General features: G+C 67.9%; 26 protein-coding genes and 1 tRNA gene. 21 read left to right on the plus strand and 6 right to left on the minus strand.

Going from position 1 to position 25,390, the window contains the following annotated elements:
- Positions 1 to 141 precede the first annotated feature (141 nt).
- Complete coding sequence (locus ACWEN6_RS05810) at positions 142 to 495, minus strand: hypothetical protein (RefSeq protein ID WP_452569157.1); 354 nt, start codon at positions 493 to 495, stop codon at positions 142 to 144.
- A 252-nt stretch (positions 496 to 747) separates the two neighbouring features.
- Here ACWEN6_RS05810 and ACWEN6_RS05815 point away from each other — a divergent pair, with 252 nt between their 5' ends.
- The 3 genes from ACWEN6_RS05815 to ACWEN6_RS05825 all read left to right on the plus strand — a co-directional run bounded on the left by ACWEN6_RS05815 (position 748) and on the right by ACWEN6_RS05825 (position 3,887).
- Positions 748 to 1,854: an AbiJ-related protein gene (locus ACWEN6_RS05815; protein WP_452569158.1), complete on the plus strand. Its 1,107-nt coding sequence runs from the start codon at positions 748 to 750 to the stop codon at positions 1,852 to 1,854.
- 404 nt (positions 1,855 to 2,258) lie between these two features.
- A complete protein-coding gene (locus ACWEN6_RS05820; RefSeq protein WP_452569159.1) occupies positions 2,259 to 2,945 on the plus strand; it encodes a GntR family transcriptional regulator in 687 nt (228 codons plus the stop codon).
- A gap of 33 nt (positions 2,946 to 2,978) precedes the next feature.
- Entirely contained in the window at positions 2,979 to 3,887 is a 909-nt protein-coding gene (locus ACWEN6_RS05825) for a phosphotransferase (protein ID WP_452569160.1), read from the plus strand.
- Here the strand turns inward: ACWEN6_RS05825 and ACWEN6_RS05830 are convergent.
- Complete coding sequence (locus tag ACWEN6_RS05830; protein ID WP_452569161.1) at positions 3,884 to 5,254, minus strand: hypothetical protein; 1,371 nt, start codon at positions 5,252 to 5,254, stop codon at positions 3,884 to 3,886. The two genes, ACWEN6_RS05825 and ACWEN6_RS05830, sit on opposite strands and share 4 nt — an antisense overlap.
- Positions 5,255 to 5,580: 326 nt before the next feature.
- On the opposite strand from ACWEN6_RS05830, the gene ACWEN6_RS05835 reads away from it, so the two are divergent.
- The 14 genes from ACWEN6_RS05835 (at position 5,581) to ACWEN6_RS05900 (ending at position 16,549) form a co-directional block, all read left to right on the plus strand.
- Positions 5,581 to 5,757: a hypothetical protein gene (locus tag ACWEN6_RS05835; RefSeq protein WP_452569162.1), complete on the plus strand. Its 177-nt coding sequence runs from the start codon at positions 5,581 to 5,583 to the stop codon at positions 5,755 to 5,757.
- A gap of 61 nt (positions 5,758 to 5,818) precedes the next feature.
- Positions 5,819 to 6,199, plus strand: coding sequence for a WhiB family transcriptional regulator (locus ACWEN6_RS05840; protein ID WP_452569163.1), 381 nt, complete (start codon positions 5,819 to 5,821; stop codon positions 6,197 to 6,199).
- Positions 6,200 to 6,395: 196 nt separating this feature from the next.
- Positions 6,396 to 7,280, plus strand: a complete 885-nt coding sequence (locus ACWEN6_RS05845) for a DUF4097 family beta strand repeat-containing protein (RefSeq protein WP_452569164.1) — start codon at positions 6,396 to 6,398, stop codon at positions 7,278 to 7,280.
- Between the two features lie 97 nt (positions 7,281 to 7,377).
- The gene (locus ACWEN6_RS05850) at positions 7,378 to 8,334 is read left to right on the plus strand and encodes a hypothetical protein (RefSeq protein ID WP_452569165.1); all 957 of its coding nucleotides are present in this window, start codon (positions 7,378 to 7,380) and stop codon (positions 8,332 to 8,334) included.
- An 18-nt stretch (positions 8,335 to 8,352) separates the two neighbouring features.
- A complete protein-coding gene (locus ACWEN6_RS05855) occupies positions 8,353 to 8,529 on the plus strand; it encodes a hypothetical protein (RefSeq protein ID WP_452569166.1) in 177 nt (58 codons plus the stop codon).
- The gene (locus ACWEN6_RS05860; RefSeq protein ID WP_452569167.1) at positions 8,526 to 8,651 is read left to right on the plus strand and encodes a hypothetical protein; all 126 of its coding nucleotides are present in this window, start codon (positions 8,526 to 8,528) and stop codon (positions 8,649 to 8,651) included. The genes ACWEN6_RS05855 and ACWEN6_RS05860 overlap by 4 nt, the downstream gene beginning before the upstream one ends.
- Positions 8,648 to 10,882, plus strand: a complete 2,235-nt coding sequence (locus ACWEN6_RS05865; protein ID WP_452569168.1) for a cell division protein FtsK — start codon at positions 8,648 to 8,650, stop codon at positions 10,880 to 10,882. The genes ACWEN6_RS05860 and ACWEN6_RS05865 overlap by 4 nt, the downstream gene beginning before the upstream one ends.
- Before the next feature lie 190 nt (positions 10,883 to 11,072).
- The gene (locus ACWEN6_RS05870) at positions 11,073 to 11,276 is read left to right on the plus strand and encodes a hypothetical protein (protein WP_452569169.1); all 204 of its coding nucleotides are present in this window, start codon (positions 11,073 to 11,075) and stop codon (positions 11,274 to 11,276) included.
- A complete protein-coding gene (locus ACWEN6_RS05875; RefSeq protein ID WP_452569170.1) occupies positions 11,273 to 12,274 on the plus strand; it encodes a DNA cytosine methyltransferase in 1,002 nt (333 codons plus the stop codon). The genes ACWEN6_RS05870 and ACWEN6_RS05875 overlap by 4 nt, the downstream gene beginning before the upstream one ends.
- On the plus strand, positions 12,271 to 12,444 hold the full coding sequence (locus ACWEN6_RS05880; RefSeq protein WP_452569171.1) for a hypothetical protein: 174 nt from the start codon (positions 12,271 to 12,273) through the stop codon (positions 12,442 to 12,444). Before ACWEN6_RS05875 ends, ACWEN6_RS05880 begins: the two co-directional genes overlap by 4 nt.
- Positions 12,431 to 13,336 (plus strand): bifunctional DNA primase/polymerase, encoded by a 906-nt coding sequence (locus ACWEN6_RS05885; RefSeq protein ID WP_452569172.1) that lies wholly within the window; start codon positions 12,431 to 12,433, stop codon positions 13,334 to 13,336. Before ACWEN6_RS05880 ends, ACWEN6_RS05885 begins: the two co-directional genes overlap by 14 nt.
- Entirely contained in the window at positions 13,333 to 14,892 is a 1,560-nt protein-coding gene (locus ACWEN6_RS05890) for a YfjI family protein (protein WP_452569173.1), read from the plus strand. Before ACWEN6_RS05885 ends, ACWEN6_RS05890 begins: the two co-directional genes overlap by 4 nt.
- 23 nt (positions 14,893 to 14,915) lie before the next feature.
- The gene (locus tag ACWEN6_RS05895) at positions 14,916 to 15,110 is read left to right on the plus strand and encodes a helix-turn-helix transcriptional regulator (protein ID WP_452569174.1); all 195 of its coding nucleotides are present in this window, start codon (positions 14,916 to 14,918) and stop codon (positions 15,108 to 15,110) included.
- Positions 15,110 to 16,549 (plus strand): tyrosine-type recombinase/integrase, encoded by a 1,440-nt coding sequence (locus ACWEN6_RS05900; RefSeq protein WP_452569175.1) that lies wholly within the window; start codon positions 15,110 to 15,112, stop codon positions 16,547 to 16,549. Before ACWEN6_RS05895 ends, ACWEN6_RS05900 begins: the two co-directional genes overlap by 1 nt.
- Before the next feature lie 88 nt (positions 16,550 to 16,637).
- On the opposite strand, the gene ACWEN6_RS05905 is transcribed toward ACWEN6_RS05900, so the two are convergent.
- Positions 16,638 to 16,719, minus strand: a tRNA-Tyr gene (locus tag ACWEN6_RS05905).
- 140 nt (positions 16,720 to 16,859) lie between these two features.
- On the opposite strand from ACWEN6_RS05905, the gene ACWEN6_RS05910 reads away from it, so the two are divergent.
- The 4 genes from ACWEN6_RS05910 (at position 16,860) to ACWEN6_RS05925 (ending at position 20,669) form a co-directional block, all read left to right on the plus strand.
- Positions 16,860 to 17,351, plus strand: coding sequence for a YajQ family cyclic di-GMP-binding protein (locus tag ACWEN6_RS05910; protein WP_354838109.1), 492 nt, complete (start codon positions 16,860 to 16,862; stop codon positions 17,349 to 17,351).
- A 227-nt stretch (positions 17,352 to 17,578) separates the two neighbouring features.
- Positions 17,579 to 18,652: a DUF6461 domain-containing protein gene (locus ACWEN6_RS05915; RefSeq protein WP_452569176.1), complete on the plus strand. Its 1,074-nt coding sequence runs from the start codon at positions 17,579 to 17,581 to the stop codon at positions 18,650 to 18,652.
- Positions 18,653 to 18,970: 318 nt separating this feature from the next.
- On the plus strand, positions 18,971 to 20,023 hold the full coding sequence (locus ACWEN6_RS05920; protein WP_452569177.1) for a hypothetical protein: 1,053 nt from the start codon (positions 18,971 to 18,973) through the stop codon (positions 20,021 to 20,023).
- 70 nt (positions 20,024 to 20,093) lie between these two features.
- Complete coding sequence (locus tag ACWEN6_RS05925; RefSeq protein ID WP_452569178.1) at positions 20,094 to 20,669, plus strand: pyridoxamine 5'-phosphate oxidase family protein; 576 nt, start codon at positions 20,094 to 20,096, stop codon at positions 20,667 to 20,669.
- A gap of 206 nt (positions 20,670 to 20,875) precedes the next feature.
- Here the strand turns inward: ACWEN6_RS05925 and htpX are convergent, their stop codons facing one another.
- The 3 genes from htpX to ACWEN6_RS05940 form a co-directional block, all read right to left on the minus strand.
- Entirely contained in the window at positions 20,876 to 21,730 is an 855-nt protein-coding gene (gene htpX / locus ACWEN6_RS05930; RefSeq protein WP_354838095.1) for a zinc metalloprotease HtpX, read from the minus strand.
- Positions 21,731 to 21,916: 186 nt separating this feature from the next.
- The gene (locus ACWEN6_RS05935; RefSeq protein WP_452569179.1) at positions 21,917 to 23,533 is read right to left on the minus strand and encodes an NADH-quinone oxidoreductase subunit N; all 1,617 of its coding nucleotides are present in this window, start codon (positions 23,531 to 23,533) and stop codon (positions 21,917 to 21,919) included.
- Positions 23,530 to 25,278, minus strand: a complete 1,749-nt coding sequence (locus tag ACWEN6_RS05940; protein WP_452569180.1) for an NADH-quinone oxidoreductase subunit M — start codon at positions 25,276 to 25,278, stop codon at positions 23,530 to 23,532. The genes ACWEN6_RS05935 and ACWEN6_RS05940 overlap by 4 nt, the downstream gene beginning before the upstream one ends.
- Positions 25,279 to 25,390 lie beyond the last annotated feature (112 nt).

Raw genomic sequence — 25,390 nt, forward strand, 5'->3', positions numbered from 1 at the left:
CGGACATCTCAGCACGCATTCCGCACGATCAAGGTTCAGAGCCCCCGCAAAGCGATGAAGACCCTGCACATCCAATGGGGCCACCCCTCAGCCGAACGGCCCCCTGCGGTCACCTGAGAGGCCCGTCTTCCGCTGTGATCGCTAATTCGGCCCCGCTTGCCCGTGCTCGCGCCAGTCGGCCATGCGATGCCGCCACAAGAGCACGAAAGCCCAACCCACCAGCACGGCAGGAACTACCCCAATGAATGCGAGGACGCCGCCTCCGACCTCGTAACCGCCCTCCCAACCGACCAGTGCCATGAAGGCGACCGGCAGCCCCATCGCCAGCCAGGCCAGGTACCCCCGCCCGTTACTCAGGTACTTCTTCTGGCTGGCGGAAGCCCAGCTCAGGACGACCGCAACAGCGAGAAGCATCCCCACGAAGAAGGGGGCGACGTAATAGTTCCAGTCAGCACGGTGCACGGCGGTCGCGTAGGCCCAAGGAAGCCAGAACAACCAAGCTGCCCCGACGAGAGCTGTCAGGTACAGACGGGGAACACTGGGCCGCTCTGCCAAAGGGTGCGCCCTACGCCATGCACGAAGTCGTTCGAGCCAGGGGAGCCTCACGAACTCACATTAAACGCACCCCTCTGCCACGTCACGGGTTCCGCGTAGACCTGGGGCTCCAAGGCATGGACAGTTGAGACCGCGGGCCGGTAAGACAGCTACGAAGCCACCGTCCACCCACCAGCGCTCCCGCAGGAGGCCATGATCTCTCCATCCCGGTACATCACCGATGTAACCCGCCGCCGGCTCATTGAGGGACTCACCAAGATGCGAGTCTCATGGAGTGGAGGGCTCGATGAGGTGGAATTCTTGGCTCGACTCTATGACCTCGACGCACTTCCCAGTAGTGACTCCCGCTACACCAAGGCAACCCATGATATCGCCCAACACCGACTATGGAATTACGACTGGGACGACGACTGGATCTTCGAGGATGAACGTTTCGACTTGGCCAACAGCGACGAAATGTTACTTCAATTCCTCGCAGAAATGCTGCATCCAGTCGTGCGGACCGATCCAGCCGACGTCGAACGACTGCACAGTTTCCTGAATGAAGTCTTAAGAAAAGACGGCTATGAACTTGTTCAGATCGACGCGATAAGCGACGCACCGATCTTCGGCCCCCGTCGAATCGGCTCTGGCGTGCGCGGCGCAATGAAAAACCTGATTTTCGCCGCCATCGGGCCCAAGCCTGAGATCGTGCTTGAAGACGCAGTCAACAACGACATACGGATCGTCAAGAATGAGCGAGGCTGTTTGGTATACGACCGGCGCCTGACTGCCCAGGGTCTCACCTGGGCCGATCTCCTTGACTGGTGGGGAGATCGCGAGGGGATGAACGGCGCGCCCACGGAGGACATTTGTCGTAGCCTGCGCGACCGGCTAGACCAGTCCTTAGGCGGCAATGACGCCGAGCGGCGAATCTTGCATGCGTACGCGAAGCGATACAGCAAACTTGGCCCCAACATCCCGGCATTAATCCCTCAGGTATATCTTCATTACGACCCGTACACGCGCAATCGCTACCTACCGGGCACGTCACCCCTTGGACGACAGCGCATGGATTTTCTCCTGCTGCTGCCACATGGAGTTCGTGTCGTCATCGAATGCGACGGCAAACATCACTACGCCGACGATGAAGGGCAGGCCAGCCCACGCCGATACGCCGCGATGATGGCCGAGGACCGCGACCTACGTTTGAAGGGGTACGAGATTTACCGATTCGGTGGCGCCGAACTCATTGGCTCGCCAGCCACCTCGCGGATGCTCAACGACTTCTTCGACCGCCTCGCTACCCGCTACGCCTGATGCGCTTCCCGTTTCGACGCCAGCGATGCGTGACAGCGGTGACAGCATCGGCGGCCTAGGCTGTTTCCGCAGCTCAGAAGTACGTTTGGGGCGTCACCGGCCTGATTGACGGAGGGGTGACAGCGGTGACAGGCAACCGAGAGGCTCCGGGATGGTGTCACCGCTGCCAACGGCTGTCACCGAACCCGGTGACGATGAAGGGATGCTCCCACCTGCGAGAGCCTAGTCTTCTCCAACCGTGTCACCGCTGTCACCGGAGCGGAGGCAGCCCCGCAGGCATCGGCCCCCTTTTGCAGCATCCTCTACGGTCATCTGGGAACCGGTCACCATGGTCAAATTCAGCGGCGGATGCCAAGGCGTGCCGTCGTAGCCTGGAGGGCAATGTTCCTCAGCTTGGGAGCACAATGAGTCAGCGCAACGAGCAACCCGCATACCGCCGGATCGCGGATGACCTCCGCGCCCGGATACAGGCCGGCGATCCACCGCCGGGCGGCATGCTGGGGTCGGACGCCGTCCTTGTGCGCACGTATGGCGTTGCCCGGGGCACCGTTCGACAGGCAGTCGCCGAGCTGGAGCGTCTCGGCCTGGTGGTGAGCGAGATGGGCAAGGGCCGACGTGTCGTCGGTGCAGCATCCGGCGAGCCCGGCCCCCCTTCGACGCGGTATGAGGCCGTAGCCGTGGCTCTGCGCCACGACATAAGCAGCGGCAAGCTTCCGCAGGGCAGCCAGCTCCCGCCAGAGTCAACACTGGCTGAGCAGCATGGGGTATCCAAAGGAACCGCACGCCAGGCCCTCCAACTGCTGGCCGCTGAAGGCCATATCACAGCGGTACACGGTAAAGGTTGGTTCGTGGGCGACGCACAGGGCGCCATGACCCGCACCGATGAGGTTGCGAACTCCATCCGAAAGGCGATTCTCTCAAGAGACTTCCCGGAGGAATCTCGCATTCCAGGAGAATCCACGCTTGCTAAGCAATACGGGGTAGCACGAGTTACCGTAAGACGCGCCATAGCTCTGCTAGAAGCAGAGGGAATCATCACAAGCAGGAGAGGGGTTGGACGAATCGTCACTCCTCCTCACAATCAGCGGTAGACCGTGCATCGACCAACGGACAGGCAGGCCCCATTGAACGAGCTACAAAGCACTCCCCCACCCTTCACTGCCCCCGAGGCACGTGAGACTCTCAATGCGGCATGCCGTAAAGCTGGCCTCCGCGCAGAAAACGCAGCGCTCCTCCGCCTGGGCGAAAACGCCATATTCCAGCTCGCAACGGAAAAGCTCATCGTCAGGATCGCTCGTAACGCCGAAGTGCTTCCCGACGCGACCAAAGAAGTTGCCGTCGCCGAATGGCTACGCGAATCAGGTCTACCAGCGTCAGAGCCCGCGGACTACGAGCAGCCTCTATTGATCAGAGATAGGCCGGTCACTTTCTGGCGTCTTATTGAGAACAACGGAGAGAAAGCGAGCGTCAGAGACCTTGCCCGGATTCTCCGACAGCTACACCATCTCCCCGTCCCCCCAGATCTTCCGCTGCCAAAATTCGACATCTTCGGCCGCGTATCCGAGCGTATTGCCAAGACAGAGGCTCTCTCGGAGAAGGATCATGAGTTCCTTGAGGGCCGTCTCGCTGAGCTGCGCGAGAAATATGAGAGCCTCCGATACCCGCTTACTCCCTGTGCAGTGCATGGAGATGCTCACCAGCAGAATCTCATCGTGACTCTTGACGGCAGGGTCTTGCTCATCGACTTCGAACGGTTCGCCTTTGGCCCGCCGGAAACAGACCTGGCCGTTACCGCGACAGAACGTCTCATCGGCTGGCACAGCACCGAAGAATACGAGAGCTTCACTGACACCTACGGCTTCGACGTGATGAGATGGGAAGGCTTCCCCGTACTCCGCGCTATCAACGAACTCAAAATGACCACCTGGCTCATGCAGAACGTCAACGAGAGCGAACGGGTCGCAGAGGAATTCAGAACGCGCTTCGCTTCGCTCCGCAATGACGATGCACCGCGCTCGTGGACGCCGTTCTAGGCGACCGACGGGTACTTGCCGGCCACTAACTCCCGAAAGCTCTCGACCTCACGATTTCCGCGATACTCCTTCAGGTCGGCACAGAGATCGGAGACGTAGCGGAGATAGCGCATCGACTTGAGAGACCCAGCCAACTCAACAGCTTCGGTCGCCAGGACGGCGGCTTGACACGGCTCACCCTGGTGAACGTATGTAGCCGCCTGCACTAGACGAATGAATGCGAGGGTACGAGCGTAAACGGGATCGGTGAGTTCGAGACACCGCCCGACGAACTCTTGTGCGATGCGCGGTTTCCGCAGGTCTCTGAAGCAGTGCGCACCCTCGCCCGCCAATTCGGCGTCATCAAAGTAGCTGATCCACTCGGGGTCGTCACCGACGTTCCGCCCCTCGAAGAGCTTCTCCGCCTCCCGAAGCGCTCGGGAACACGCCGCATCGTCACCGTTTCCCGCGTGGGCTCTAGCCTCCATGGCAAGAAAGCTCGCCATGGTGGTGGCGCTCGCGACCCCCTTTGATCCTTCCTGCGCTGCCCTGGCAAGCTGAATCGCCTGATGGAAGTTCCCCAGGTAATTCGCCTGGTGGCTCATGTTGCCGAGTAGCCGCCCCCCAAGCATGCGGTCACCCGCAGCCTGAGCTAGACGCAACGCCTGGATCATGTAGCGCTGAGCGAGGCCATGGCGTCCCAGGTCGTAGGCCGTCCAGCCGAGAAGCTGAGCAACTTCGGCAGCGGCAGAGAACAGCTCTCGCCCGACGGACTCCGTGAACTTCCCTTCCAGGAGCGGACTTACGTCGCGAACGTAATACTGCGCCAGGGCCGCGCGAGCGTGCCCGCCACCGAACTGGAAGTCCAGCTTCATGAAGAGCCGCGTGGTCATGCGGACAGCCAGGACATCGGACTCTCCCACGTTGACCTGCACGCCACCCCCTGTCGGCAGCGGTTCGGGCCTCGACAGCAACCAGGTCAGAAGCGGTTGCGTCCACGCGGAGGGCACCACGGCAGCCTCTACGGCAAGCGGATCGTCCGCTAAGTCTCTGCGGGTGAGCCCGACCAACCGGGAACCTACCTCGGGCACAGCATCGGCGTACTCAAGTCCCCGCTCCAAAGTCGTCGGGGTGAACACCCCGCCCATACCGATGTCTTCCAGGGAGAACCTCACGCCGGCTTTGCGGCTGAGCGCTTCGGCTATGAAGTTCGCCGTCGCGGGGCGGGGCCGGACTCCATCAAGCCAGCGCTTGACGTCCACGTGAGTGCACCGGAGGATTACGCCCTCCTCCTGCGCAACGAGCTGGACCCGCGACGCGAGCCCCTTGTTTGAACAGTCCGCCCGGCGCATGGCCTCTGCCAGCGCGAGGTTAGACGTCCGGGACATCCTCACCTCCGATCATGGCCGTCAAGGTCAGGATGACTCTCGTCAAGGCGGTTCGACCAGTTCTTTGGCGAAATCCGTAGATCTTGTTCGTCCAGCTCAGGGATAAATCACCCCCGAAAATCACCCCCAGTGCAACTGAGCACCCCTGCGAGCACTCTGCCCCGCGGCCCTTGGCCTGCGGTTCTCTGGAGTCAGTCACAGAGGCCAAGGCCCCGCACGGCGGAATCCCCCGAAGAAGCCAAGCCGCAAGCCTTGACTCCTCGCGACTGTACATGTTCCATATCTTCTAGAACCTGTACAGAAGGTTCCAGCCGAAGGGACCCACCATGCTCCCCACCCCCACACCCAAGACCAGCCGGTTTCTTCCGCTTCTGCTCGCGGCCCTGGCTCTGTTCTTCATCGTCCGCAACCCGGTCAAGGCCGCGGACGTCGCGACCGCCGCTTTCAACGGCCTGACGACCGTGGCTGACGCGCTGGTCTCCTTCGCCGGTGCCCTCGGCTGACCTTCACGCCGGAGCGGCCACACGGGGCCGCTCCCCCACTCCCGACAAGGAGCAACCCACCATGACCCGCCCTCTGCGGACCTCCCCGCTCGCCTCCCTGCCGGGCGAGGACCCGATCCGGCCCGGCTGGTACCACCTGGCACGGCAGCTTGCCGGTACAGGTGGAATCACCGATCTGCGCAACGCCCTGATCGACGCCGCGCCGACATGCGAACGCGCCGACGCGGATCTCTTCACCGGTCCCGACGCCTTCACTGAGGAGCCGGAGCCCGTTCGACTGGCGCGCGAGGAGCAGGCCAAGGCCCTTTGCGCCGGGTGCCCGGCGCGGCCGGAGTGCCTGGCCTACGCCCTGGCGGTGCGTCCCGAGGAGGGCGTGTGGGCCGGTTTGACCGCCTCCGAGTTGCTGAGCCTCACCGACGACGCCGGCAGCGAGGTGGCGTGATGGCCCGCGCTCGCCTCCGCTGCCCCGAGTGCGGCTCTCGCCGCTGTAAGGCCGCCGGGTGTCACCGCTGCGGCACCGCCGTCAGCCGTACGGCGCAGAGCTGCCCCGTCCACGGCGCTCGCTGTGTCCCGGCCTGCCGCACCTGCCGCCGCCTGGCCCGTTCCTCCGCCTTCTAACCACAGGAGATCCCGCAACCATGACCACCAAGACACGAACCCTGTCCGCCCCCATGGCCGGCCCCGTGGTGCTCGACCTGACCATGCCACACGGTCAGATCAACGTGCAGGTCACCGACACCAACCACACCGAGATCACGCTGACCGGCCCCGCCGAGGCCCTCGACGACGCCACGCTTTCCGCCGAGGCCCGCGTGATCACGGTCAACATCCCCACCCCCGACCAACCCGGCATGACCATCGTCACGAGCAACGGTGGCCGAACGGTCATCGCGAACAACATCAACGGTGGCGTCATCGTGACCGGCGGCACCATGCACATCTCCGGCAGCGTGATCAACGGGCGCGTCGTATCCGGCGCGGTCGTCACATCCGGCGTTCGCGCCGAGGTCCGACTCCCGCACGGTTCCGCTCTCCGCGTCCGGACCAAGTCCGCCGCAGTGAGCGCCCGCGGCGAGCTGGAATGGGTTGACCACACCTCGGTGTCCGGTGACCTGGACATGGACGGCTGCGGCAAACTGACCGCACGCACCACCTCCGGCGACATCCGCGCCGACTACCCCGACCACGCGACCGTACAGACCGTCTCGGGAGACATCCGCCTCGGACGCACCGAGACCGTCACCGCCTCCACCACCTCCGGCGACATCCACATTGAGGACTTCGGCGGATCGGGACAGCTCACCACCGTCTCAGGCGACATCACCGCCTACGCCACCGACGCCGGCCACCTGACGGCCTCGGCGACCTCCGGAGACATCACCGTCAAAGCCCCCGCGGAACTGACCGTCTCCGGCGCGTTCACCGTTGACGCCCGCTCCCTGACCGGTGACGTCCGCACGCCCCGCCCGACGCCCGCCACCACCCGCCCGCGTCGCCCCCGCCGCCCCTACAACGACCGGTGAAGGGAGAGGGAACCGTGATCACCATCCCCACTCAGATCAACTCCAAGGTGGGACAGCGCGACATCCCCAAGCCCGTCCTTTCGAAGGGACACCACCAGTGAGCATCACCACCCCCACCCCCGAACCGACCCCCGACGACGTCGCCCGAGGGCTGGCCGACCTGGAGCGCCACTTGGCCGCGCAGGTACCCCCCGCTCGGCGAACGGCCCCGGACGCCGAGACCCGGCGCGTGCGCCAGCTCCGCGCGGAGGTGGCCGAGGCGCACGCGCTGGCCGCCCTTCAGGACGACGACGCCCCGCTGATGCTGGACACGCCCAAGGTCCGCAAGCGCCGCAAGCAGGCCAACGAGGCGGCCCGGCTGCACGAGCTGGCGCAGGACTCAGCAATGCGTGCCTGGCAGGCCGCCCGCATGCGCCGCGTGCTCGTGACCGCCGCCATGATGTCATTGACCCTCGCGCTCGGCTGGTCAACTGCGGGCGTGCAGTCCTTCGCCGCCGATGGCGCTGCCCCCTGGTCGCCCGGCTGGCTGTTCGCGTGGCTGGTCGAGCCGTTCATGTCCCTGGCTCTGCTGGTAGTCGTCGGTGCCCGCGCCTACCTCGGCACGCGCGGTCAGCCGCTCAGCGATCCCAAGCTGGTCAGAATCGAGTATCTGTTCCTGGGGCTGACGCTCGGCATGAACGCCTGGCCGCACCTGCCGTGGGCGCTGGCCGAGGGAGAGAACTTCTCCCTATCCCGGCTGGTGCTGCACATCCTGGGGCCAGTCGTCGCGGTTGCCATCGTGACCGCCCTACCGATAATCCTGGCCGCGTTCACCGCCCTGGATCACACCGGGACCGAACGGCTTACCGGCCTTACGTACGGCGGAAACACCCATGATCCGGTAAGGACGCCGGGGCCGAACGTGCCCGCTCTGGTCGAGCGTGCGCGTGCCCTCATCGCCTCCGGGGACCTGCCCGCCGCGCCTTCCGCCTACCGGCTTCAGCGCGTGCTCGGCTGCGGCATGGACGACGCCCGCGACGTCCGCGACACCCTCAACCCTCCCACCACCAAGTAGGCCAAGGAGCCGCCCGCCATGTTCACCTTCGCCCTCATCGCCAGCCTGGCGTGCCTGGCCGTTCCGGTGTCCAGCATCATCCGCATGCTCGTCACTCGCCGGCGCACCGTCGCTCAGATCCACGCGGCCATGTCCGAGCACCGCCGGACCTGCTGTGGGCACCGCAGCGACCAGCAGACCGAGATGACCTCATGACCACCACGCCCACCCCGTACATGCGCCCCGACGACACGCAGGGCACGGCCTCATCCGCCAAGACTCCGGCCGCGCCCTGCCACCCCGCCCACAGCAACGCGCACGAGGTGACCCCATCATGACTGACATCCCGACCGAGACCAATGGACACCGCCCGACCGATCCCGTGGATCTGTCCGAGCTGAAGCCGCTCGCCGATGGCGGGGCCGAGGTGGTGGAACTGGACGCCGCCCGCCGCGCCCGCCAGGCCGCTCAACCTGACATCGCCGGTGGTGAGGCCGGAGACGACTTCTTCGACCGGGAGACGGTCGCGGTCGAAGACCTGGTCGTTGGCCCCCCAGTGGACCCGCCCGACGACGACGCGATCCCCTACCAGATGCGCAACGGCCAGCAGCGCGCGCCGATCATCCCGGCCGCACTGCGGACCTGGAACGGCATCAAGGCCATGCTCATCTGGCAGGCCAAGGACGCCGGCTACGTGGTCGGCTACCACGCGGTCCGCTCGCCCAAGTACGTGTTCAAGACAGTGCGATACGCGCTGCCCGGCCTATTCGCCGCCGGGGGTCGCCTGCTGCGTTGGGCCAGCGCGGAGCAGGGCAACTGGGCGTTGCGGCAGTACGCCGCCGACCGCAACGACCCGGAGACGTGGCTGAAGCTGGACAAGCAGCGCCAGCGCCAGTCCCGCTGGCGCTGGACAGTCCTGGTGGCCGGCAGCATCGCCGGCGTCATCGCGCTGCTGGTGGCCTGGCTGACCGACCTGCCCGCCGTCATGCCCGTCTGGGTGCGGCTGGTCGCGGTCGCGGTCGCGACGGTGGCGCTGGCCCGCGCCGGACGCCCGGACGACGCGCGGATCACCGACCGGGTCAGCGAGGGGCCGCGCTACCGCAAGCTGACCGCCGACCTGGTACGACGTGCCCTGCTGTCGTGCGGCATCTCCGGCATCAACCAGGCCGTTGCCAAGGACCCGCACGCCATCAGCTTCCCCCAGGAGATCCACCGCGACGGCCCCGGGCACTTGGCCATCGTGGACCTGCCCTACGGCGTGGAAGCCGCCGACGTGGTCGCCCGGCGTGGCCGGCTGGCCTCCGGGATGCGGCTGCCGCTGGATCAGGTGTGGCCCGAGCCCGGCGACGGTCACCCTGGACGGCTGGCGCTGTGGGTCGGCTACGAACCGGCCTCCAAGATGAAGCAGCCCGCCTGGCCGCTCCTGAAGGACGGCAAGGTGGACATCTTCAAGCCGTTCCCGTTCGCCACCACCCCGCGCATGGACACCGTGAACGCCGGCCTGATCTTCCGTAACTGGCTGGTCGGCGGACAGCCCGGCTCCGGCAAGACCTTCGCCCTGCGCCTGGCCGTGCTCGCCGCGAGCCTGGACCCGCGCGCTGAGCTACGCGTCTACGAACTCAAGGGCGTCGGGGACTTCAAGGTGCTGGAGCCGATCTGCACCGAGTACGGCAACGGCTTCGACGACGAGACCATCGCCCGGTGCGCCGCGATGATCCGCTGGCTGTACAAGGAGTGCGAGCGCCGCTCCAAGCGCATCGCCCACTACGCCGCGCTCGGCAAGGCGCCGGAGAACAAGGTCACCCCGGAGTTGGCCTCACTCAAAGGCTCGGGACTACACCCGCTGATCGTCGCCATTGACGAGATCCAAGAGCTGTTCCTGCACGCCAAGTACGGCAAGGAAGCCGGGGAGATCCTGGAGAAGGTCATCAAGCTGGGCCGCGCGCTGGGCGTGATCCTGCTGATAGGCACCCAGATCCCCGACAAGGACAGCCTGCCGACCGGCATCACCCGCAACGTCAACACCCGCTACTGCATGAGCGTGGCCGACCAGGTCGCCAACGACATGATCCTGGGCACCTCGATGTACAAGCAGGGCTACCGCGCCACCGTCTTCGAGCCGGTCACCGAGGCCGGATGGGGCATCCTGTCCGGCCTCGGCAAGCCCGCCGCCCGCCGCTCCTTCGAGGTGGACAGCGACCAGGCCAAGCAGGTCGTCACCCGCGCCATGCAGCTGCGCGGCCTGGCCGGCACCCTGCCCGAGGAAGGCACCCAGACCCGGCAGGACGCCCCCACGTTCGATCTGCTGGCCGACCTGGCCGAGGTCTGGCCCGCCGGCGAAACCGGCGCCTGGAACGAGACCCTGTGCGCCCGTCTGATCGAACTGCGGCCTGACATCTACACCGGATGGGCCTCCGAACAGCTCACCACCGCGCTCAAGCCGCACGGCGTCACGGTCGCCTCGATCGGCCGGCGCATCGACGGCAAGCCCGTCACCCGGCGCGGCATCCGACTGGACGACCTCACCGACGCCATCGCAGAGCGTAACCGCCGCAACGGGTCCGGCTGACCCCGCGAGGGGTGCTAGCGCTAGCGGCTGCCCCTGCTAGCGCTAGCACCCCCGCTAGCAGCCCCAAACCGCAACTGATCAGGACGCTAGCACGCTAGCGGCCTCGGCTTTCCACGCCCTGAAACCGGCCCTGGAGGCTGTTTTGAACCCCCTCACGCTCCTCGCTATCGCGGTGATCCTCACCACCGCCATGACCACTCTCCGTTACGCCGCAGCGTGCTACGTCAAGCCCTTCGCCCGCTGCCGACGCTGCAAAGGCAAGCGCCGCAAGCCCAACCGCATCGGCCGCGGCTGGCACGACTGCCGCCACTGCAACGGCACCGGCCTCCGCCTCCGCATCGGCCGCCACGCCTGGAACTACGCCCGGCGTCTCCACCGGGACGGCACCCGATGACGTCTCCGCTGCTGACCGCCGGATCGATGTGCAGCGGGTACGGCGGGCTCGACCTGGCCGTCTCCGCTGTGCTCCGGACCCGGCTGCTGTGGGTCGCCGACAACGACCCCAACGCTGCCCGCTGTCTGACCCACCGCTTTCCCGGCATCTCGAATCTCGGCGACATCCGCGCCGCCGACTGGACGAGCGTCCCCGCCCCGGACGTGCTGACAGCCGGGTTCCCTTGCCAGCCCATCTCATCCGCCGGCCTCGGCCTTGGCATGGACGACGAAAGGTGGCTGTTCGATGACATCGCCGACGCTGTTGGCCGAATGGAGCCACGACCCCGGCTGCTCGTGTTCGAGAACGTCGCTCGGCTGCTGTCTGTCAACGACGGGCACGCTATGGCCCGAGTCCTTCACCGCCTGGCCGCGCTCGGCTACGTGGGACGCTACCGGGTTGTTCGAGCCTGCGACATCGGCGCCCCGCACGAACGCGCCCGAATCTTCATCCTTGCCTGGCCTGCCCACCCCCAGAGCCCGGGACGGGAAGGGGCGAACCCGGAGCGGGGAGGGACTGCCGGAGACAGCGTCCTCGCTGTTGCCCACACCGCGTACCTCCGACACCAACGGGACCGGCATCCGGGGGCAGGGCGGTCCGGACCTGCGCACCGTCGTGGTGCTGATGCTTCCCCCGGCACTCGACAACTCGGCCGTCCTGCACGCTCTGACATCCGCTGGGGACGCTACGAACCCGCCATCCGCCGATGGGAGCACCTCACCGGCCGCTCCGCCCCCGACCCCACCGAACCGGCCCCCCGCGGCGGCCGGCGCCTCGCCCCCGCCTTCTCCGAATGGCTCATGGGACTGCCCGCCGGATGGGTCACCGATGTGCCCGACATCAGCCGAAATGGACAGCTCCACCTGATCGGCAACGGCGTGGTCCCCCAACAGGCCACCGCCGCCCTACTCGATCTCCTCCCCGATCACCTCGCTGTCGCCCGGCGGGATGCCGCGTGATCGGCGGGACCTACCTCGAACGCGGAAAGCCCGTCGTGGTCCTCCTTCGCTGGGGACCCGGCGGCGGCCCCCGCAACGTCCTGATCCAACGCGCCGACGGCACCAAGGTCGTACGCCCGTTCCGCGGCCTACGCCGCCCCAAGGAGGACACCAGCGATGCCACCGGTTGACCTGACTCGATACGCCCTGGCCGCCGCCTCCCGCGGCTGGCACGTCTTCCCCCTCACCCCCGGCGACAAGCGCCCACTTCGCGGATTCACCAACTGGGAACGCCACGCCACCACCGACCCCGAACTCATCCGCCGCACCTGGACGCGCGGCCCGTTCAACATCGGCATCGCGTGCGGCCCCTCCCGACTCGTGGTGCTCGACCTGGACACCCCCAAGCCGGGCGAGCACCCACCGCCCACATGGGACCTGCCCGGCGTCGCCGACGGCTTCGACGTGCTCGCCCTGGCCTGCGAACAGACCGGCCAGCCCCTCCCGACCCTGGAGACCTTCCAAGTCCGCACCCGCCGCGGCGGAACGCACCTGTACTACGCCGCCCCGGCCGGCAGCACCCTGGGCAACACCAGCGGGAAACTCGGCTGGCTGATCGACACCCGCGCCACCGGCGGCTACGTGGTCGGCCCCGGCAGCGTCGTCAATCTCGCGGACGGCGCCGGACGATACGAGGTCATCCACCCCGCCGACCCGGCCTCGTTGCCCGGCTGGCTGGCCGAACGACTGGCACCGACCGCACCCGCTCCCACCGCCGGTACGTCCGTGGGGGACGTGCTGGCCACCTCCGGCGGCGACCGCGCCGCCGGGTACGCCCTGGCCGCGCTCCGCGGCGAAGTGGAACGAGTCCTCACCGCGGCCCCCGGCACGCGGAACCACATGCTCAACGCCGCCGCGTTCGCCCTCGGACAGCTCACCGCCGCTCGGCTACTGCCGCGCCACCTCGCCGAATCGGCGCTGCAAACCGCCGCCGAGGCCATCGGACTCACCGCCCAGGAAGCCTTCGCCACCATTCGCTCGGGCCTGAACTCCGGCGAGCGTCAACCACGGAGGGCAGCATGACCGCCAACCGGCCGGACATCAGCGCCGACGCCATCCTCAACCAGGTCGGCGCCGGCCAAGTACTGGCCGACCTGCACGCTCAAGACCGGCCTAGCTGGGAACTCCCGGTGCCGCTCGGACAGCGTGGCCAACTGCCGACCTTCCCCGCCCACGTCTACCCGAGCTGGCTGGCCGACTTCGTGACCGCGCTGGCTGAGGAGACCCAAACCCCACCCGACTTGGCTGGCTGCATCGCCCTGGCTGCCATCAGTACGGCCGCCGGGGGCCGCGCCCTGGTGTGCGCACGCGGGACCTGGAGCGAGCCGGTCAACATCTACACCGTGGTGGCCATGCCACCCGGCTCCCGCAAGAGTCCCGTTTTCCGTGCGATCGTCGGCCCGCTGCTGGCCGCCGAGAAACTCCTACAGGAGCAGATCAAACCGCAGATCATCGAAGCGCGCATCGCCCAGAAGGTCGCCCAAGAAGCCGCCGAGAAAGCCACCCACAAGGCCACCACCGCCCGCGGTGACAGCTCCGCCGACGCGCTGGCCGAAGCTCAGAGCGCTGCCCTGGCCATGGACGCCATCACCGTGCCGGTAGAGCCCCGATTGGTGTCCGACGACGCCACCCCTGAGAGCGCCACCACCCTGCTCACCGAGCAGGGTGGACGCCTGGCCGTACTCAGCGCTGAAGGTGGGATCTTCGCCACACTGGCCGGCCGCTACTCCGGAACCCCGAACCTGGATCTCTTCCTCAAGGGGCACGCCGGAGACCTGCTCATCGTAGACCGGCGCGACCGTCGTGAGCGGGTGGACAATCCTGCCCTGACGCTCGGGCTCGCCGTCCAACCGGAGATCGTTACCGAGATCGCCAAGTCGCCGGGGTTCCGCGGCAAGGGACTGTTGGGCCGCATTCTCTACAGCCTGCCGGCCTCCAACGTCGGCTACCGCAACACCGAGCCCGACCCCATCCCGGAACTGGTCACCGCCGCCTACGCCGCGAACCTGGAACGGCTCGTGCTGACCATGCACGGCTGGACCGACCCTGCCCGGCTCATCTTGTCGCCGGAGGCCGCCGCGCTGTTCGCCGAGCAGCGCCGCAACACCGAACCGCGGCTGCGTCCCGAGAGCGGTGATCTGGGGCACATCGCCGACTGGGCCGCCAAGTTCGACGGCGCGGTTGCCCGCCTGGCCGGATTGCTCCACCTGGCCGGCCACATTGACGACGGCTGGCGTCGCCCGATCGACGGCGCCACCATGGCCGCCGCGATGGAACTGGGCGAGTACTTCATCGCTCACGCACTGGCCGCCTTTGACGCCATGGGCGCCGACCCCGACCAGGAAGCCGCTCGCGCCGTCCAGGAATGGCTCAGTCGGGCACGGCCCGAACGCTTCACCCGCCGTGAGGCCCACCGCGCGATGCAGCGCCGATTCAGAAGAGCCGCCGACCTTGACCCGGCTCTCGATCTGTTGGAGCACCTCGGCTGGATTCGCCGAGAGCCCGACCCGCCTGGTGCGCGCGGCAATCCCTCGCCGCGCTACGCCGTCCACCCCGAACTGTGGCAGCCCACCGCCTGACCGCGAAAAAGGAGACATCACCCGTGGCTACGGCCAAACCGCGAGGGACGCTCACCCTCGCCGAGGTCTGCGAGGAACTCCAGATCTCCCGATCAACCTTCTATGACTGGCGGACCAAGGGGCGTGCCCCTCGCTGCCTGAAGCTGCCTAATGGCGATCTCCGTATCCGCCGCGTCGACTTCGAGCAATGGCTCAAGGCCCTGGAGGACGCCGCCTGATGAAGGACATCACCTATGACGTCCGCGTCTATAAGACCGAGGTCTACAAGGGCGCGAAGGTCACTACCTACACCGTCCGCTGGAAGACCGCGACCAAACCGCGGCGGAAGGCGTTCCGGACCAGCGCACAGGCGGAGTCTTTCCGATCAGATTTGGTGTCCGCCGCCCGCAAGGGTGAGGCGTTCAGCCTGGCAACGGGGCTTCCGATTTCATGGAAGCGGAAGGAATCCGCACTCACCTGGTACGGCTTCGCGCTGGCCTATGCGGACGCGAAATGGCCGTACGCGTCGCCGAACCACCGCCGGGGAATCGCGGAGGCTCTGACCGACGCGACGGAAGCCCTGCTCTCTACGACTGCCACGGCACCCAAACGGGAGGAGATCCGGCAAGTTCTCCGAAGCTGGGCATTCAGCGCCCGCATCCGTGACGGCATCGAGCCACCAGAAGAACTGCGTTCCGTCGTGCAGTGGCTTGAGCGCAACACGGTCCCTTTCGCGGAACTGGTGGAGGAGAGCCGCGGCCCGGCGCTCGTTCGAGGCATTCTCGACAGGGTCAGCAAGACGAAGGAGGGGACGCCGGCCGCGGCGAACACGGCCAACCGCAAGCGCATGGTCCTCAACAACGCGATGGAGTACGCCTGCGAGATCCGCGCCCTGCCGGCGAACCCGCTCAAGAGCGTGAAGTGGACCAAGCCGAAGACGCTCACCACCGTAGACCGGCGCGTCGTGGTGAACGCGGAGCAGGCTCGCCGCCTGCTCATGGCCGTACGCCGGCAGGGACAGCGCGGGGCACGCATGGTGGCGTTCTTCGGCTGCATGTACTACGCCGCTCTACGGCCCGAGGAGGTTGTGGACCTTCGTACGGACCACCTGGTCAGCCTCCCGGAGGAGGGGTGGGGAGAGATGCTGCTGACCAACGCTGAGCCGCGTTCCGGCACCCAGTGGACCGACAGCGGGAGGTCTCGCCAGCGCCGCCAGCTCAAGCACCGGGCGCAGGGAGACACCCGCCCCGTACCGATCCATCCCGAGCTGGTCACTCTCCTCCGGAGGCACCTGAAGGAGTTTGGCGCGGCTCCGGATGGGCGGGTGTTCGTCGGCCCCCGCGGAGGGGCCATGACGGACCGCGCCTACCTGAAGGTGTTCCACCAGGCACGCGCGGAGGCGTTCACCGAGCGCGAGGCCGCCTCCCCGCTCGCCAGCGTGCCCTACGCTCTCCGGCACGCCGCCGTGTCCACGTGGCTCAACGCCGGCGTCCCCGCTCCCCAGGTGGCGGAGTGGGCAGGGCACAGCGTGGACGTTCTTCTCCGCGTCTACGCCAAGTGCATCGATGGCCAGGACGCCGACGCCAAGCGCCGCATCCTGGAGGCGACCAGACGCACCACGGAGACCGCTCCCGACGCCCCGGAAACTTCAGCACGTATTCAGCACGGACAGCCGTAGGACACCGATATCAGCCGGACACAACCGGACACGAACAAAAGAGCCCCTGACCGCATCTCTGCTGGTCAGGGGCCTCTTTAGGCTTGTGTGGCAGGTCCAGGGTTCGAACCTGGGTAGGCTGAGCCGACGGTTTTACAGACCGCTCCCTTTGGCCACTCGGGCAACCTGCCGTGTCTTCGCTCTCGCGGCGACAGGTAGAAGAATAGCGGACTTCCGGGGCGGCTGTGACAACGGCCGCCGACGCCCTGATCCACACGCGACACCTCCCGGGTCGCTAGGGTCGGAGGGACGAGAGAGGACACCTATACCGATGGCCGACAGCAGTTTCGACGTGGTGAGCAAGATCGACCGTCAGGAGGTCGACAACGCGCTGAACCAGACGGTCAAGGAGGTCGGGCACCGCTTCGACTTCAAGGGCACGGGCGCGGGCATCGCCTGGTCGGGTCAGAACAACATCGAGATCAAGGCCAACAGCGAGGAACGCGCGAGCGCCGTCCTTGACGTGTTCAAGGAGAAGATCATCAAGCGCGGGCTGTCGCTGAAGGTGCTGGACGCGGGCGAGCCGAAGCTGTCCGGCAAGGAGTACCACCTGGTCGTCGGCCTCAAGGAAGGCATCGACCAGGAGCATGCGAAGAAGATCTCGAAGATCATCCGAGACGAGGGGCCCAAGGGGGTCAAGGCGCAGATCCAGGGGGAGGAGCTGCGGGTCAGCTCGAAGAAGAAGGACGAGCTCCAGGATGTCATCGCGCTGCTGAAGGGCAAGGACCTCGACATCGCCCTGCAGTTCACGAATTACCGCTAGCCAGCCGAGTTTCACGGCTCTGACCTGCCGGCTCATCGGGCGGAGCCCGCGGGGGGCACATCCGGGGCACATGGCCGAGCGCGCCGCCCACAAGGGCACGCGCTCTCTCCTGTGCCTCGGGCCCCTCCCCACGTACGTGTCCGGTGTGACCATGGGCGCCGCGCCAAGGCGGAGCTGTACGGTGTTGACGCTTGCTCCCCGGCGGATCACGTTTCCGAGGTGACGATATGAGCTCCGCTGATGCGCGGTACTCGGAGCTACTGCACGCCGGCTTGTCGAGGCAGCTGTGCCTGACCTGGTGTCAGGAGCGTGACCTGGACGAGGTGGCGCGCAGGTTCGGCGCGGACGTGGAGACCGGGCTGTGGGCCACGGAAGACGATATCGAGGAACTCGAAGAAGACGACACAGCTGAACTGGTGCAGCTCGCCACGATCGGCGATTGGACGATCGCGTACGAACCAGGTGGATATCAGGGCTCGAGGAACGTCATCCTGGAGTCGCTCTCCGTAGGGGGCCGAGCTTTCAACGTCCACTGGAACGTCGAGCTGGACAGCTCCATCGGTTACGCCGTAGACGGCGTGACCGAAACCGCCTTCGACCTTCTCGACCTCGAGCGACGGTCGGGAGCTCATCCAGCCGCATTGGACGGCGTTCTGGCCGGAGTGGGCCTGCACCGAGGTCTTACGACCGAGCAACTCAAGGCGCGCGTCCTCGCGCTGGGAGAGAAGATCAGCGGGCAGCCCCTGACTCCCCAGTGGTTGCGATCCCCCCGATACGTCTTCAAAATCACCGATGCGCTCCCGGACCCTCTCGTTCCAGCCGCATACCGGTACCCCCGAGCGCCCTTTCTGGACGAGCCGGAGTTCGCGCGGATCCTCGACGATCCGTCCCCGGCGATGGCCTCTGCCGTCCTCAGACAGGTCGTCTCCGTCGTCATCGCGGCTGCCGCACTCGAAGGTCCGCTTCCCGGTCAGGTCCTGCGAATACTTGATCACGGCGAGCAGGTCCAGGGAGAACGAGACGCCCTACGCTCGGAATTGAGCCGGCAGGCCGGTGATATACGGGCGAAGATGCTCCGAGACGCACCTGACGTGAGTGAGAAGGACCGGCTGGATCTGGCAGGTCAGACGCTGGTCGTCCTGCGGAGCGCCCTGTACGCCTCACCGGTCGAGGCGGCGAGCGCCGCATCCCGCGCCGCCCTCGCGCTCAGCGAGCTGCCCAGGGAGGACTTCATGCGCCTGCTCGTGCTGAGCAACGTGAGCACACGTATCGAACGCGACCTCCACCGTTCGTCACAGTGAGGCGACGGCAGAAGATCTGATCAGCCGGCCCGGCCACCGATCCGCCCCGCAGTCGTGGCGGATCGTGGCCACCGCCCCGAGCTCGGTCCCGGGGTGGCGAAAGCGTGGGGCCAGGGGGACAGAAGATGGGTGGCGGATGACCGAATTGCGTCGATTGACGGGGCATAACGCATCGACATAGCGCGACATATCGCGATTGATAGCTGATAGTGGCTGCTGTTGTTTTGTGGTCGCCGGTCGGGGGTCGGCCGACGCTGAATCGTGACTCAACTTTTCGTCGGAGACCTGCATCTATTGAGGGTGACGAGAGGACCACGCATGAAGCGGACGCGCACAATGGCACTGCTGGCGATGGCCGCCATGGCCACCGCCACCGCCCTCACCGGCCCGGCGGAGGCGTTCACGGGAGCCGCCTCCACCACGAAGGCCCAGAGCACCAGGCACACCACGTACACAGCGAGCGGCAAGGCGGTCAGGTACGCCTGGGTGGCGAGCTGCGGCAAAGGCGACTACGTCATCCCGTGCGGCTCATGGACGCTGAGCCTGCGCGACGGGAAGACCGTGAAGGTGCCCGAGGCCACCGTCTACCCGCGCGGCGCCGACGGCAGACCGGACAAGGAGTCGAGCGCCCCGTTCGCGGTCAGCGGCGACGGCTCGCGGGTGGTGTACTTCCGCAGGTCCGACCACAAGCTGGTGTGGAAGGACGTGGCGAGCGGCCGCAGCCACGGCCTCCCCGGCTCCTCGGCCAAGCTGCCGAAGAGGTTGGGCATGGAGGACGTCGCGGCCACGCTCTCCCACGACGGAGACACCGTCGTGGTCGACTACGGCGACGCGAGCGGCAAGCTGCCGACGCTCGTCGTGCACCTGAGGTCGGGCGAGGTCGTGAAGCTGCCCGGTAAGGACGATGTGCAGGGCTTCAGCCCCGACGGCCGGCGCGTTCTGCTGTCGCGCACGACCGCGGACAACACCACCGAGTTCACGGTGTACGACACCGACGGCCAGGCCGGCGAGAGCCGGGAGGTACCGCAGGTGGTGTCGAACAACTCGCCCATCGCGCTCGCCGACGACGGCGTCACGGTGGGGGTCGTGATCGTCCCGACGTCCGGCAGGCCGCGCCTGCGGCTGTACGACCTGTCCACGGACGCGGTCTCACCGGCCGTCGACCTGAACGTCCCCTCCTCCGAGAGCCCCTACCGGCTCGACTGGGACGAGTCCGGCAAGCTGACGCTCTGGCGGCTGCGCTCCAGCGACGACGGCACGCTGACGCGGGTGACGGCCAGCAGGGTCGACCCGTCCGACGGCGCGCTGAAGAAGATCGACTCGTTCGGGGTACGCGGCAGGATCTACACCTGGTGGCTCCCCGGAGAATGACCGATCTCCCCGGGGAATGACCGATGCCTCCTCCTATAAAGTCCGATATATCGGGTCTTAGGAGGGCTAAATGGCCAAGGTCTACGACGCGTTGAACGACCGGCTGCGCACGTTCATCTCCGAGCAGCCGGTCTACTTCGTCGCCACCGCACCCGAGAGCGGCGGGCACGTCAATGTGTCCCCCAAGGGGTACGCCGACACCTTCACCGTGCTGGACGACACCACCGTCGCCTACCTCGACCTCGACGGCAGCGGCGTCGAGACCATCGCGCACCTCCGCGAGAACGGGCGCATCACCATCATGTTCGCCGCGTTCTCCGGCGCCCCGAACATCGTGCGCCTGTCCGGCCGGGGCCGCGTCCTCACAAGCGGCGACCCGGAGTTCGCCCGGCTGCTCGGGCGCTTCGGGCCGCACCCGGGCGTGCGGTCGATCATCGTCGTGGAATGCGACCGCATCGCCGACTCCTGCGGCTTCGCCGTGCCGCACATGTCCTTCGACGAGGATCGCACCCTGCTCGACGAGTGGGGAGAGCGGAAAGACGTGCGGCAGCGGCGCGCCTACCGCGCCAAGCACAACCGGGAGAGCATCGACGGCCTGCCCGCCCTCAAGGCCGAGGAGACCGACCCCGCGCACGACCGCTCCTAGACCCCGTCCCGATCGAGATCCTCAACTCCCCCGCGGAACATCGCGATCTGATGACCGGACCCGGCCTGCCGTGCCCTCATCTGCGTTCGTGACGGATGGAGGAGTGCATGAATCGCTGCGGAAAGCCGGGAAGGCGTACGAACCCGCCGGGACGAGCGGGCGGGACGACGTGCAAGGTGCGGTGATGGGACGGGTCAAAGCGGGGGTCAGCGGCGGTAGCCGGCCATGCGTTCGAGGCGGGCCACCCGGGCGGCCGTGGAGGGGTGGGTGGAGAACAGCCTGCCCACCCCTGCCCCGCGGAACGGGTTGGCGATCATGAGGTGGGAGGCGGAGGTCAGCCGGCTCTCCTCGGGGAGGGGCAGATCGCGCGCGCCCATCTCGATCTTGCGCAGCGCCGAGGCCAGCCCGAGCGGGTCGCCGGTGAGCAGGGCGCCCGACTCGTCGGCCTGGAACTCGCGGGACCGGGAGATCGCCATCTGAATCATCCCGGCGGCGACCGGGCCGAGGAACATCATCAGCAGCGCGCCGATGAACCCCGGCCCCTCGTCGTCGTCCGCGGAGCCGCCGAAGAAGACCGCGAGATAGCTGCAGTAGGTGATGATCGTGGCCAGCGCCGCGGCCACCGAGGAGATCAGGATGTCGCGGTTGTACACATGGGAGAGCTCGTGGGCGATCACTCCCCGTAGCTCGCGCTCGTCCAGCAATCGCACGATGCCGTAGGTGAGACAGATGGATGCGTTGCGCGGGTTCCTGCCGGTGGCGAAGGCGTTGGGGTGCACGGTGGGCGACAGGTACAGGCGCGGCATCGGCTGGCGGGCGTCGGTCGACAGCTCGCGGACGATGCGGTAGAGGCCGGGCTGCTCGACCTCGCCGACCGGGCGGGCCCGCATGGCCGACAGGGCGATGCGGTCGGAGAAGAAGTAGGCGACCGCGTTGGCGGCCAGGGCGACGAGCACGGCGACCTGCACGCCCCGGCCGCCTCCCAGCCATGATCCCGCGATCAGGATCAGAGCCGACAAGGCGCCCATGAGCACTGCGGTACGCAGGCCGTTGTTGTGCACGCTTCCCCCTCTCGGAACGCTGCGCTCACTACTGGCAACGTTCGCGGCCTGCCCCAACGTTCCCAGCTGCGCGACCGGGGCAGGCGGGCGCGCGATGTCAGCACGCTGGGAAAAGGCCGTTGCCGGCACGCTGGGACAAGGGACAGGGCGGGTGGGGCGTGCGCGGGAGGGGCCCGGACGGCGGGGTCAGCCGGCCACGGAGAGGACCAGTTGCGGTGCGATCGAGAAGGCCACGGAGGCCGCCAGCCCGAGCGCGATCGCGACCGTGACCGCCGGGGAGGGGGCACGCCCGGCGAGCCGGTCGACGCGGTGACCCTCGTCCGGGCCGGTGGCGGGGCCGGTGACCGGGACAGGGACGAAGAGCCGGGCGGTCCAGCCGATGTAGTAGTAGAGCCCGATCACGGTGTTGACGGCCATGACGACGGCCAGCCAGCCCGCGCCGCCCTGGACGATCTCGCGGAACACCACGATCTTGGCGAACATGCCCGCGAGTCCCGGTGGCAGTCCGGCCAGGCAGATCAGGAAGAACGCCAGCGCGAGCGCCGGCACCGGGGCGCGGAAGGCCAGGCCGCGGTAGTCGTCCAGCTCGTTGCGTTCCGCCGTTCTGCTGACCGCCATGACCACGGCGAACGCGCCGATGTTCATGGCCGCGTAGATCGCCAGGTAGGCGATGGACGCGGACACGGCCGCCTTTCCTGCCACGCCCAGCGGGGCGAGGATGTACCCGGACTGGGCGACCGACGACCACGCCAGCAGCCGCACGGCGTGGCGCTGCCGCAGGGCCAGCAGGTTGCCGGCGGTCATGGTGAGCGCGGCCAGCACCGCCACGAGCGGCCTCCACATCCCCGCCTGGCCGGCCAGCGCCGTAGTGAGGACGAGGATCAGCCCGGCGAACCCGGCGGACTTGGAGATGACCGACAGCAGCGCCGCCACGGGCACCGGGGCGCCCTGGTAGACATCCCCGGCCCAGAAGTGGAACGGCACCGCCGCGACCTTGAACGCGAACCCGGCGAGCACCAGCACGACGCCCACGGTGAGGACGCCGGCGGGCACCTGGCCGGGCCCGTCCGCCGCCGCCGCCCCGCCCGACGCGACGAAGTCGACGTACATGCGGGGGAAGGCGGAGGCCGAGACGGGGAGCCGGGCGGCGATGCGGTCGAGGTGGACCGACCCGGTCACGCCGTACAGCAGCGAGACGCCGAAGAGCATCACGGCCGTCGAGATCACCGAGACCAGGAACAGCTTGAGCGCGGCCTCGGAGCCCCGCGCGTCGTACCGCTTGAGCGCGGCGAGCGCGAAGACCGGCAGCGAGACCAGTTCCAGCGAGACCACCAGCATGATGAGGTCGCGGGACGCCGGCAGGGTGACCGCGCCGGTGAGGGTGCACAGCAGCAGGAAGTACCACTCGCCGGGCGGGATCGTCCGGTCGGCGAGCTGCGCCATGGACAGCAGAACGACCACGACGGCGGCGCAGAGCACGACGGCGCCGAAGACGAGGGTGACGCCGTCGACCACGAAGGAGCAGGAGGAGGCGGCGCCCCCTGTACCCCCGGTGCCCCCTGTGCCCGCTGTGCCCCGGTCCAGGCCCGCGGGCACGCAGAAGGTCGCCAGGCGCCCGCTCCGCAGGGCCTGCGCGACGACCACGGCGAGCGCGGCGAGGACGCCGGCCAGCGTGAGGAGTCCGAGTGCCGTGGTCGTGCGCCCGCCGCGGGGCAGGAACGCGTCGAGCAGCAGCACCGCCCCGGCCACCACCGCGAGGATCAGCGGCGGCGCGATGGCCGCGTAGTCGATGGACTGGATCATCGTGCCCCCAGGAACGCCTGGACCGCCGGGTCGGTGACGGCGAGCAGCGCCTTGGGCCACAGCCCGAGCGCCACGGTGAGGACCACCAGGGGCGTCCACGCCGCCAGCTCGTACGCGCTCACATCCGGCATCGGCCCGCGAGGCGCGGGCACGCCGCCCGCCACCGCCACCGGAACACCGCCCGAAACCTCCGAGGGCGCGGCGCCCTGAACCTTCGCAGGCGCGCCGCCCGGAGCCCCTGCGGGGACCTCGCCCCAGGTCTCCTCGGGGACGCCGCCCGGGGTTTCCTCGGACGCAGGTTCGCCGAAGGACGCGGGTTCGCCGAAGGACGCGGGTTCGCCGAAGGACGCGGGTTCGCCGGGTGGCGCCTCCGCCAGGGGCTCTCCCGGCACCGGCCCGGCGTCGGGCGACCGGCCGTGGGTGACGCGGGAGAGCATGCGCAGGAAGTACGCCGCGGTGAGGACGGTGCCGAGGCCGCCGACGGCCATGAAGACCAGGAACAGCGGCCGGGAGAGTCCCTGCGCCGGTTGGAAGGCGCCGAGCAGCGCGAGCATCTCGCCCCAGAACCCGGCCAGACCGGGCAGCCCGAGGGAGGCCACGCAGGCGAAGGTCAGCAGCGAGGCGACGTAGGGCATCCGGGCCAGCATGCCGCCGCCGAGCCGGGACATGTCGGCCGTCCCGTACCGCTCCTTGATCCCGCCCGCGACGAAGAACAGCAGGCCGGTGATCAGACCGTGGGCGATGTTGCCGAACAGGGCCGCGTTCATCCCGACGGGGGTCAGCGTCGCCAGGCCGAGCAGCACGAACCCCATGTGCCCGACGGAGGAGTAGGCGATCATGCGTTTGAGGTCGCGCTGGGCCAGGCAGGCCAGCGAGCCGTACACGATGCCGGCGACCGCGAACGCGCCGAGCCAGGGGGCGAGCGCGGCGGCCCCCTCCGGCACGATGGGGATGGCGATGCGGGCGAACCCGTAGGTGCCCATCTTCAGCAGCACGCCGGCGAGCAGCACCGACCCGACGGTCGGGGCCTCGGTGTGCGCCGCGGGCAGCCAGGTGTGCAGCGGCCACATCGGCGCCTTGACGGCCAGGCCGAGGCCGATGGCGAGGAAGGCGAGGACCTGCACGCCGTGGGACATCCCGGCGCCGTGCCGCCGGGCGAGAAGTGCCATGTCCAGCGTGCCGGTGTGCGCCCAGACCAGCAGCAGGCCGAGGAGCAGGACGGCCGAGCCGAGCAGCGTGTAGAGGATGAACTTCACCGCCGCCGCCCGGCGTCCCCCGCCGCCCCACACGGCGATGACGAAGTACATCGGGACGAGCACGACCTCGAAGAACACGAAGAACAGCAGCAGGTCGAGCGCGAGGAATGTCCCGATCATCCCGACTTCGAGCACCAGCAGCGTGATCACGAGGGAGCGGACGCGGCCCTCTTCCGGCCGGTGGCGCACCAGGTACACGAAGCACAGGAAGGTCAGCAGCGCGGTGAGCACGACCAGGGGAAGCGAGATGCCGTCGATGCCGAGGTGGAAGCGCAGGTCCAGGCCCGGAATCCAGGCGGCGTCGATCTCGAACTGCGGCCGCGCGGCCCGCGCGTAGTCGAACCGGGCCAGGGGCACCAGGGCGAGCACCAGCGTCACCCCGGACACCACGGCCCCGTACCAGGGCCACCGCCCGGGGCCGGGGAACAGCACCAGGAGCAGCGCCCCCACCAGGGGAACGGCGAGCAGCCCGACGACGACCGCGCTCATCACGACACCACCGCCCCGGCGAAGACCACGCTCATCACGACACCACCGCCCCGGCGGCGACCGCCCTCGGCTCTGACGACGACCGCGCTCATCGCGACACCACCACACTGAC

This window comes from Sphaerisporangium sp. NPDC004334, assembly GCF_053602655.1.

Coding starts and splice junctions, on each gene's coding strand:
- ACWEN6_RS05820 (WP_452569159.1), top strand. CDS start 2,259: ATGAGTCAGCGCAACGAGCAACCCGCATACCGCCGGATCGCGGATGAC.
- ACWEN6_RS05870 (WP_452569169.1), top strand. CDS start 11,073: ATGACCACTCTCCGTTACGCCGCAGCGTGCTACGTCAAGCCCTTCGCC.
- ACWEN6_RS05830 (WP_452569161.1), bottom strand. CDS start 5,254: ATGTCCCGGACGTCTAACCTCGCGCTGGCAGAGGCCATGCGCCGGGCG.
- ACWEN6_RS05845 (WP_452569164.1), top strand. CDS start 6,396: ATGACCACCAAGACACGAACCCTGTCCGCCCCCATGGCCGGCCCCGTG.
- ACWEN6_RS05815 (WP_452569158.1), top strand. CDS start 748: ATGATCTCTCCATCCCGGTACATCACCGATGTAACCCGCCGCCGGCTC.
- ACWEN6_RS05925 (WP_452569178.1), top strand. CDS start 20,094: ATGGCCAAGGTCTACGACGCGTTGAACGACCGGCTGCGCACGTTCATC.
- ACWEN6_RS05865 (WP_452569168.1), top strand. CDS start 8,648: ATGACTGACATCCCGACCGAGACCAATGGACACCGCCCGACCGATCCC.
- ACWEN6_RS05890 (WP_452569173.1), top strand. CDS start 13,333: ATGACCGCCAACCGGCCGGACATCAGCGCCGACGCCATCCTCAACCAG.
- ACWEN6_RS05915 (WP_452569176.1), top strand. CDS start 17,579: ATGAGCTCCGCTGATGCGCGGTACTCGGAGCTACTGCACGCCGGCTTG.
- ACWEN6_RS05885 (WP_452569172.1), top strand. CDS start 12,431: ATGCCACCGGTTGACCTGACTCGATACGCCCTGGCCGCCGCCTCCCGC.
- ACWEN6_RS05875 (WP_452569170.1), top strand. CDS start 11,273: ATGACGTCTCCGCTGCTGACCGCCGGATCGATGTGCAGCGGGTACGGC.
- ACWEN6_RS05940 (WP_452569180.1), bottom strand. CDS start 25,278: ATGAGCGCGGTCGTCGTCGGGCTGCTCGCCGTTCCCCTGGTGGGGGCG.
- ACWEN6_RS05855 (WP_452569166.1), top strand. CDS start 8,353: ATGTTCACCTTCGCCCTCATCGCCAGCCTGGCGTGCCTGGCCGTTCCG.
- ACWEN6_RS05840 (WP_452569163.1), top strand. CDS start 5,819: ATGACCCGCCCTCTGCGGACCTCCCCGCTCGCCTCCCTGCCGGGCGAG.
- ACWEN6_RS05835 (WP_452569162.1), top strand. CDS start 5,581: ATGCTCCCCACCCCCACACCCAAGACCAGCCGGTTTCTTCCGCTTCTG.
- ACWEN6_RS05920 (WP_452569177.1), top strand. CDS start 18,971: ATGAAGCGGACGCGCACAATGGCACTGCTGGCGATGGCCGCCATGGCC.
- ACWEN6_RS05900 (WP_452569175.1), top strand. CDS start 15,110: ATGAAGGACATCACCTATGACGTCCGCGTCTATAAGACCGAGGTCTAC.
- ACWEN6_RS05935 (WP_452569179.1), bottom strand. CDS start 23,533: ATGATCCAGTCCATCGACTACGCGGCCATCGCGCCGCCGCTGATCCTC.
- ACWEN6_RS05860 (WP_452569167.1), top strand. CDS start 8,526: ATGACCACCACGCCCACCCCGTACATGCGCCCCGACGACACGCAGGGC.
- ACWEN6_RS05910 (WP_354838109.1), top strand. CDS start 16,860: ATGGCCGACAGCAGTTTCGACGTGGTGAGCAAGATCGACCGTCAGGAG.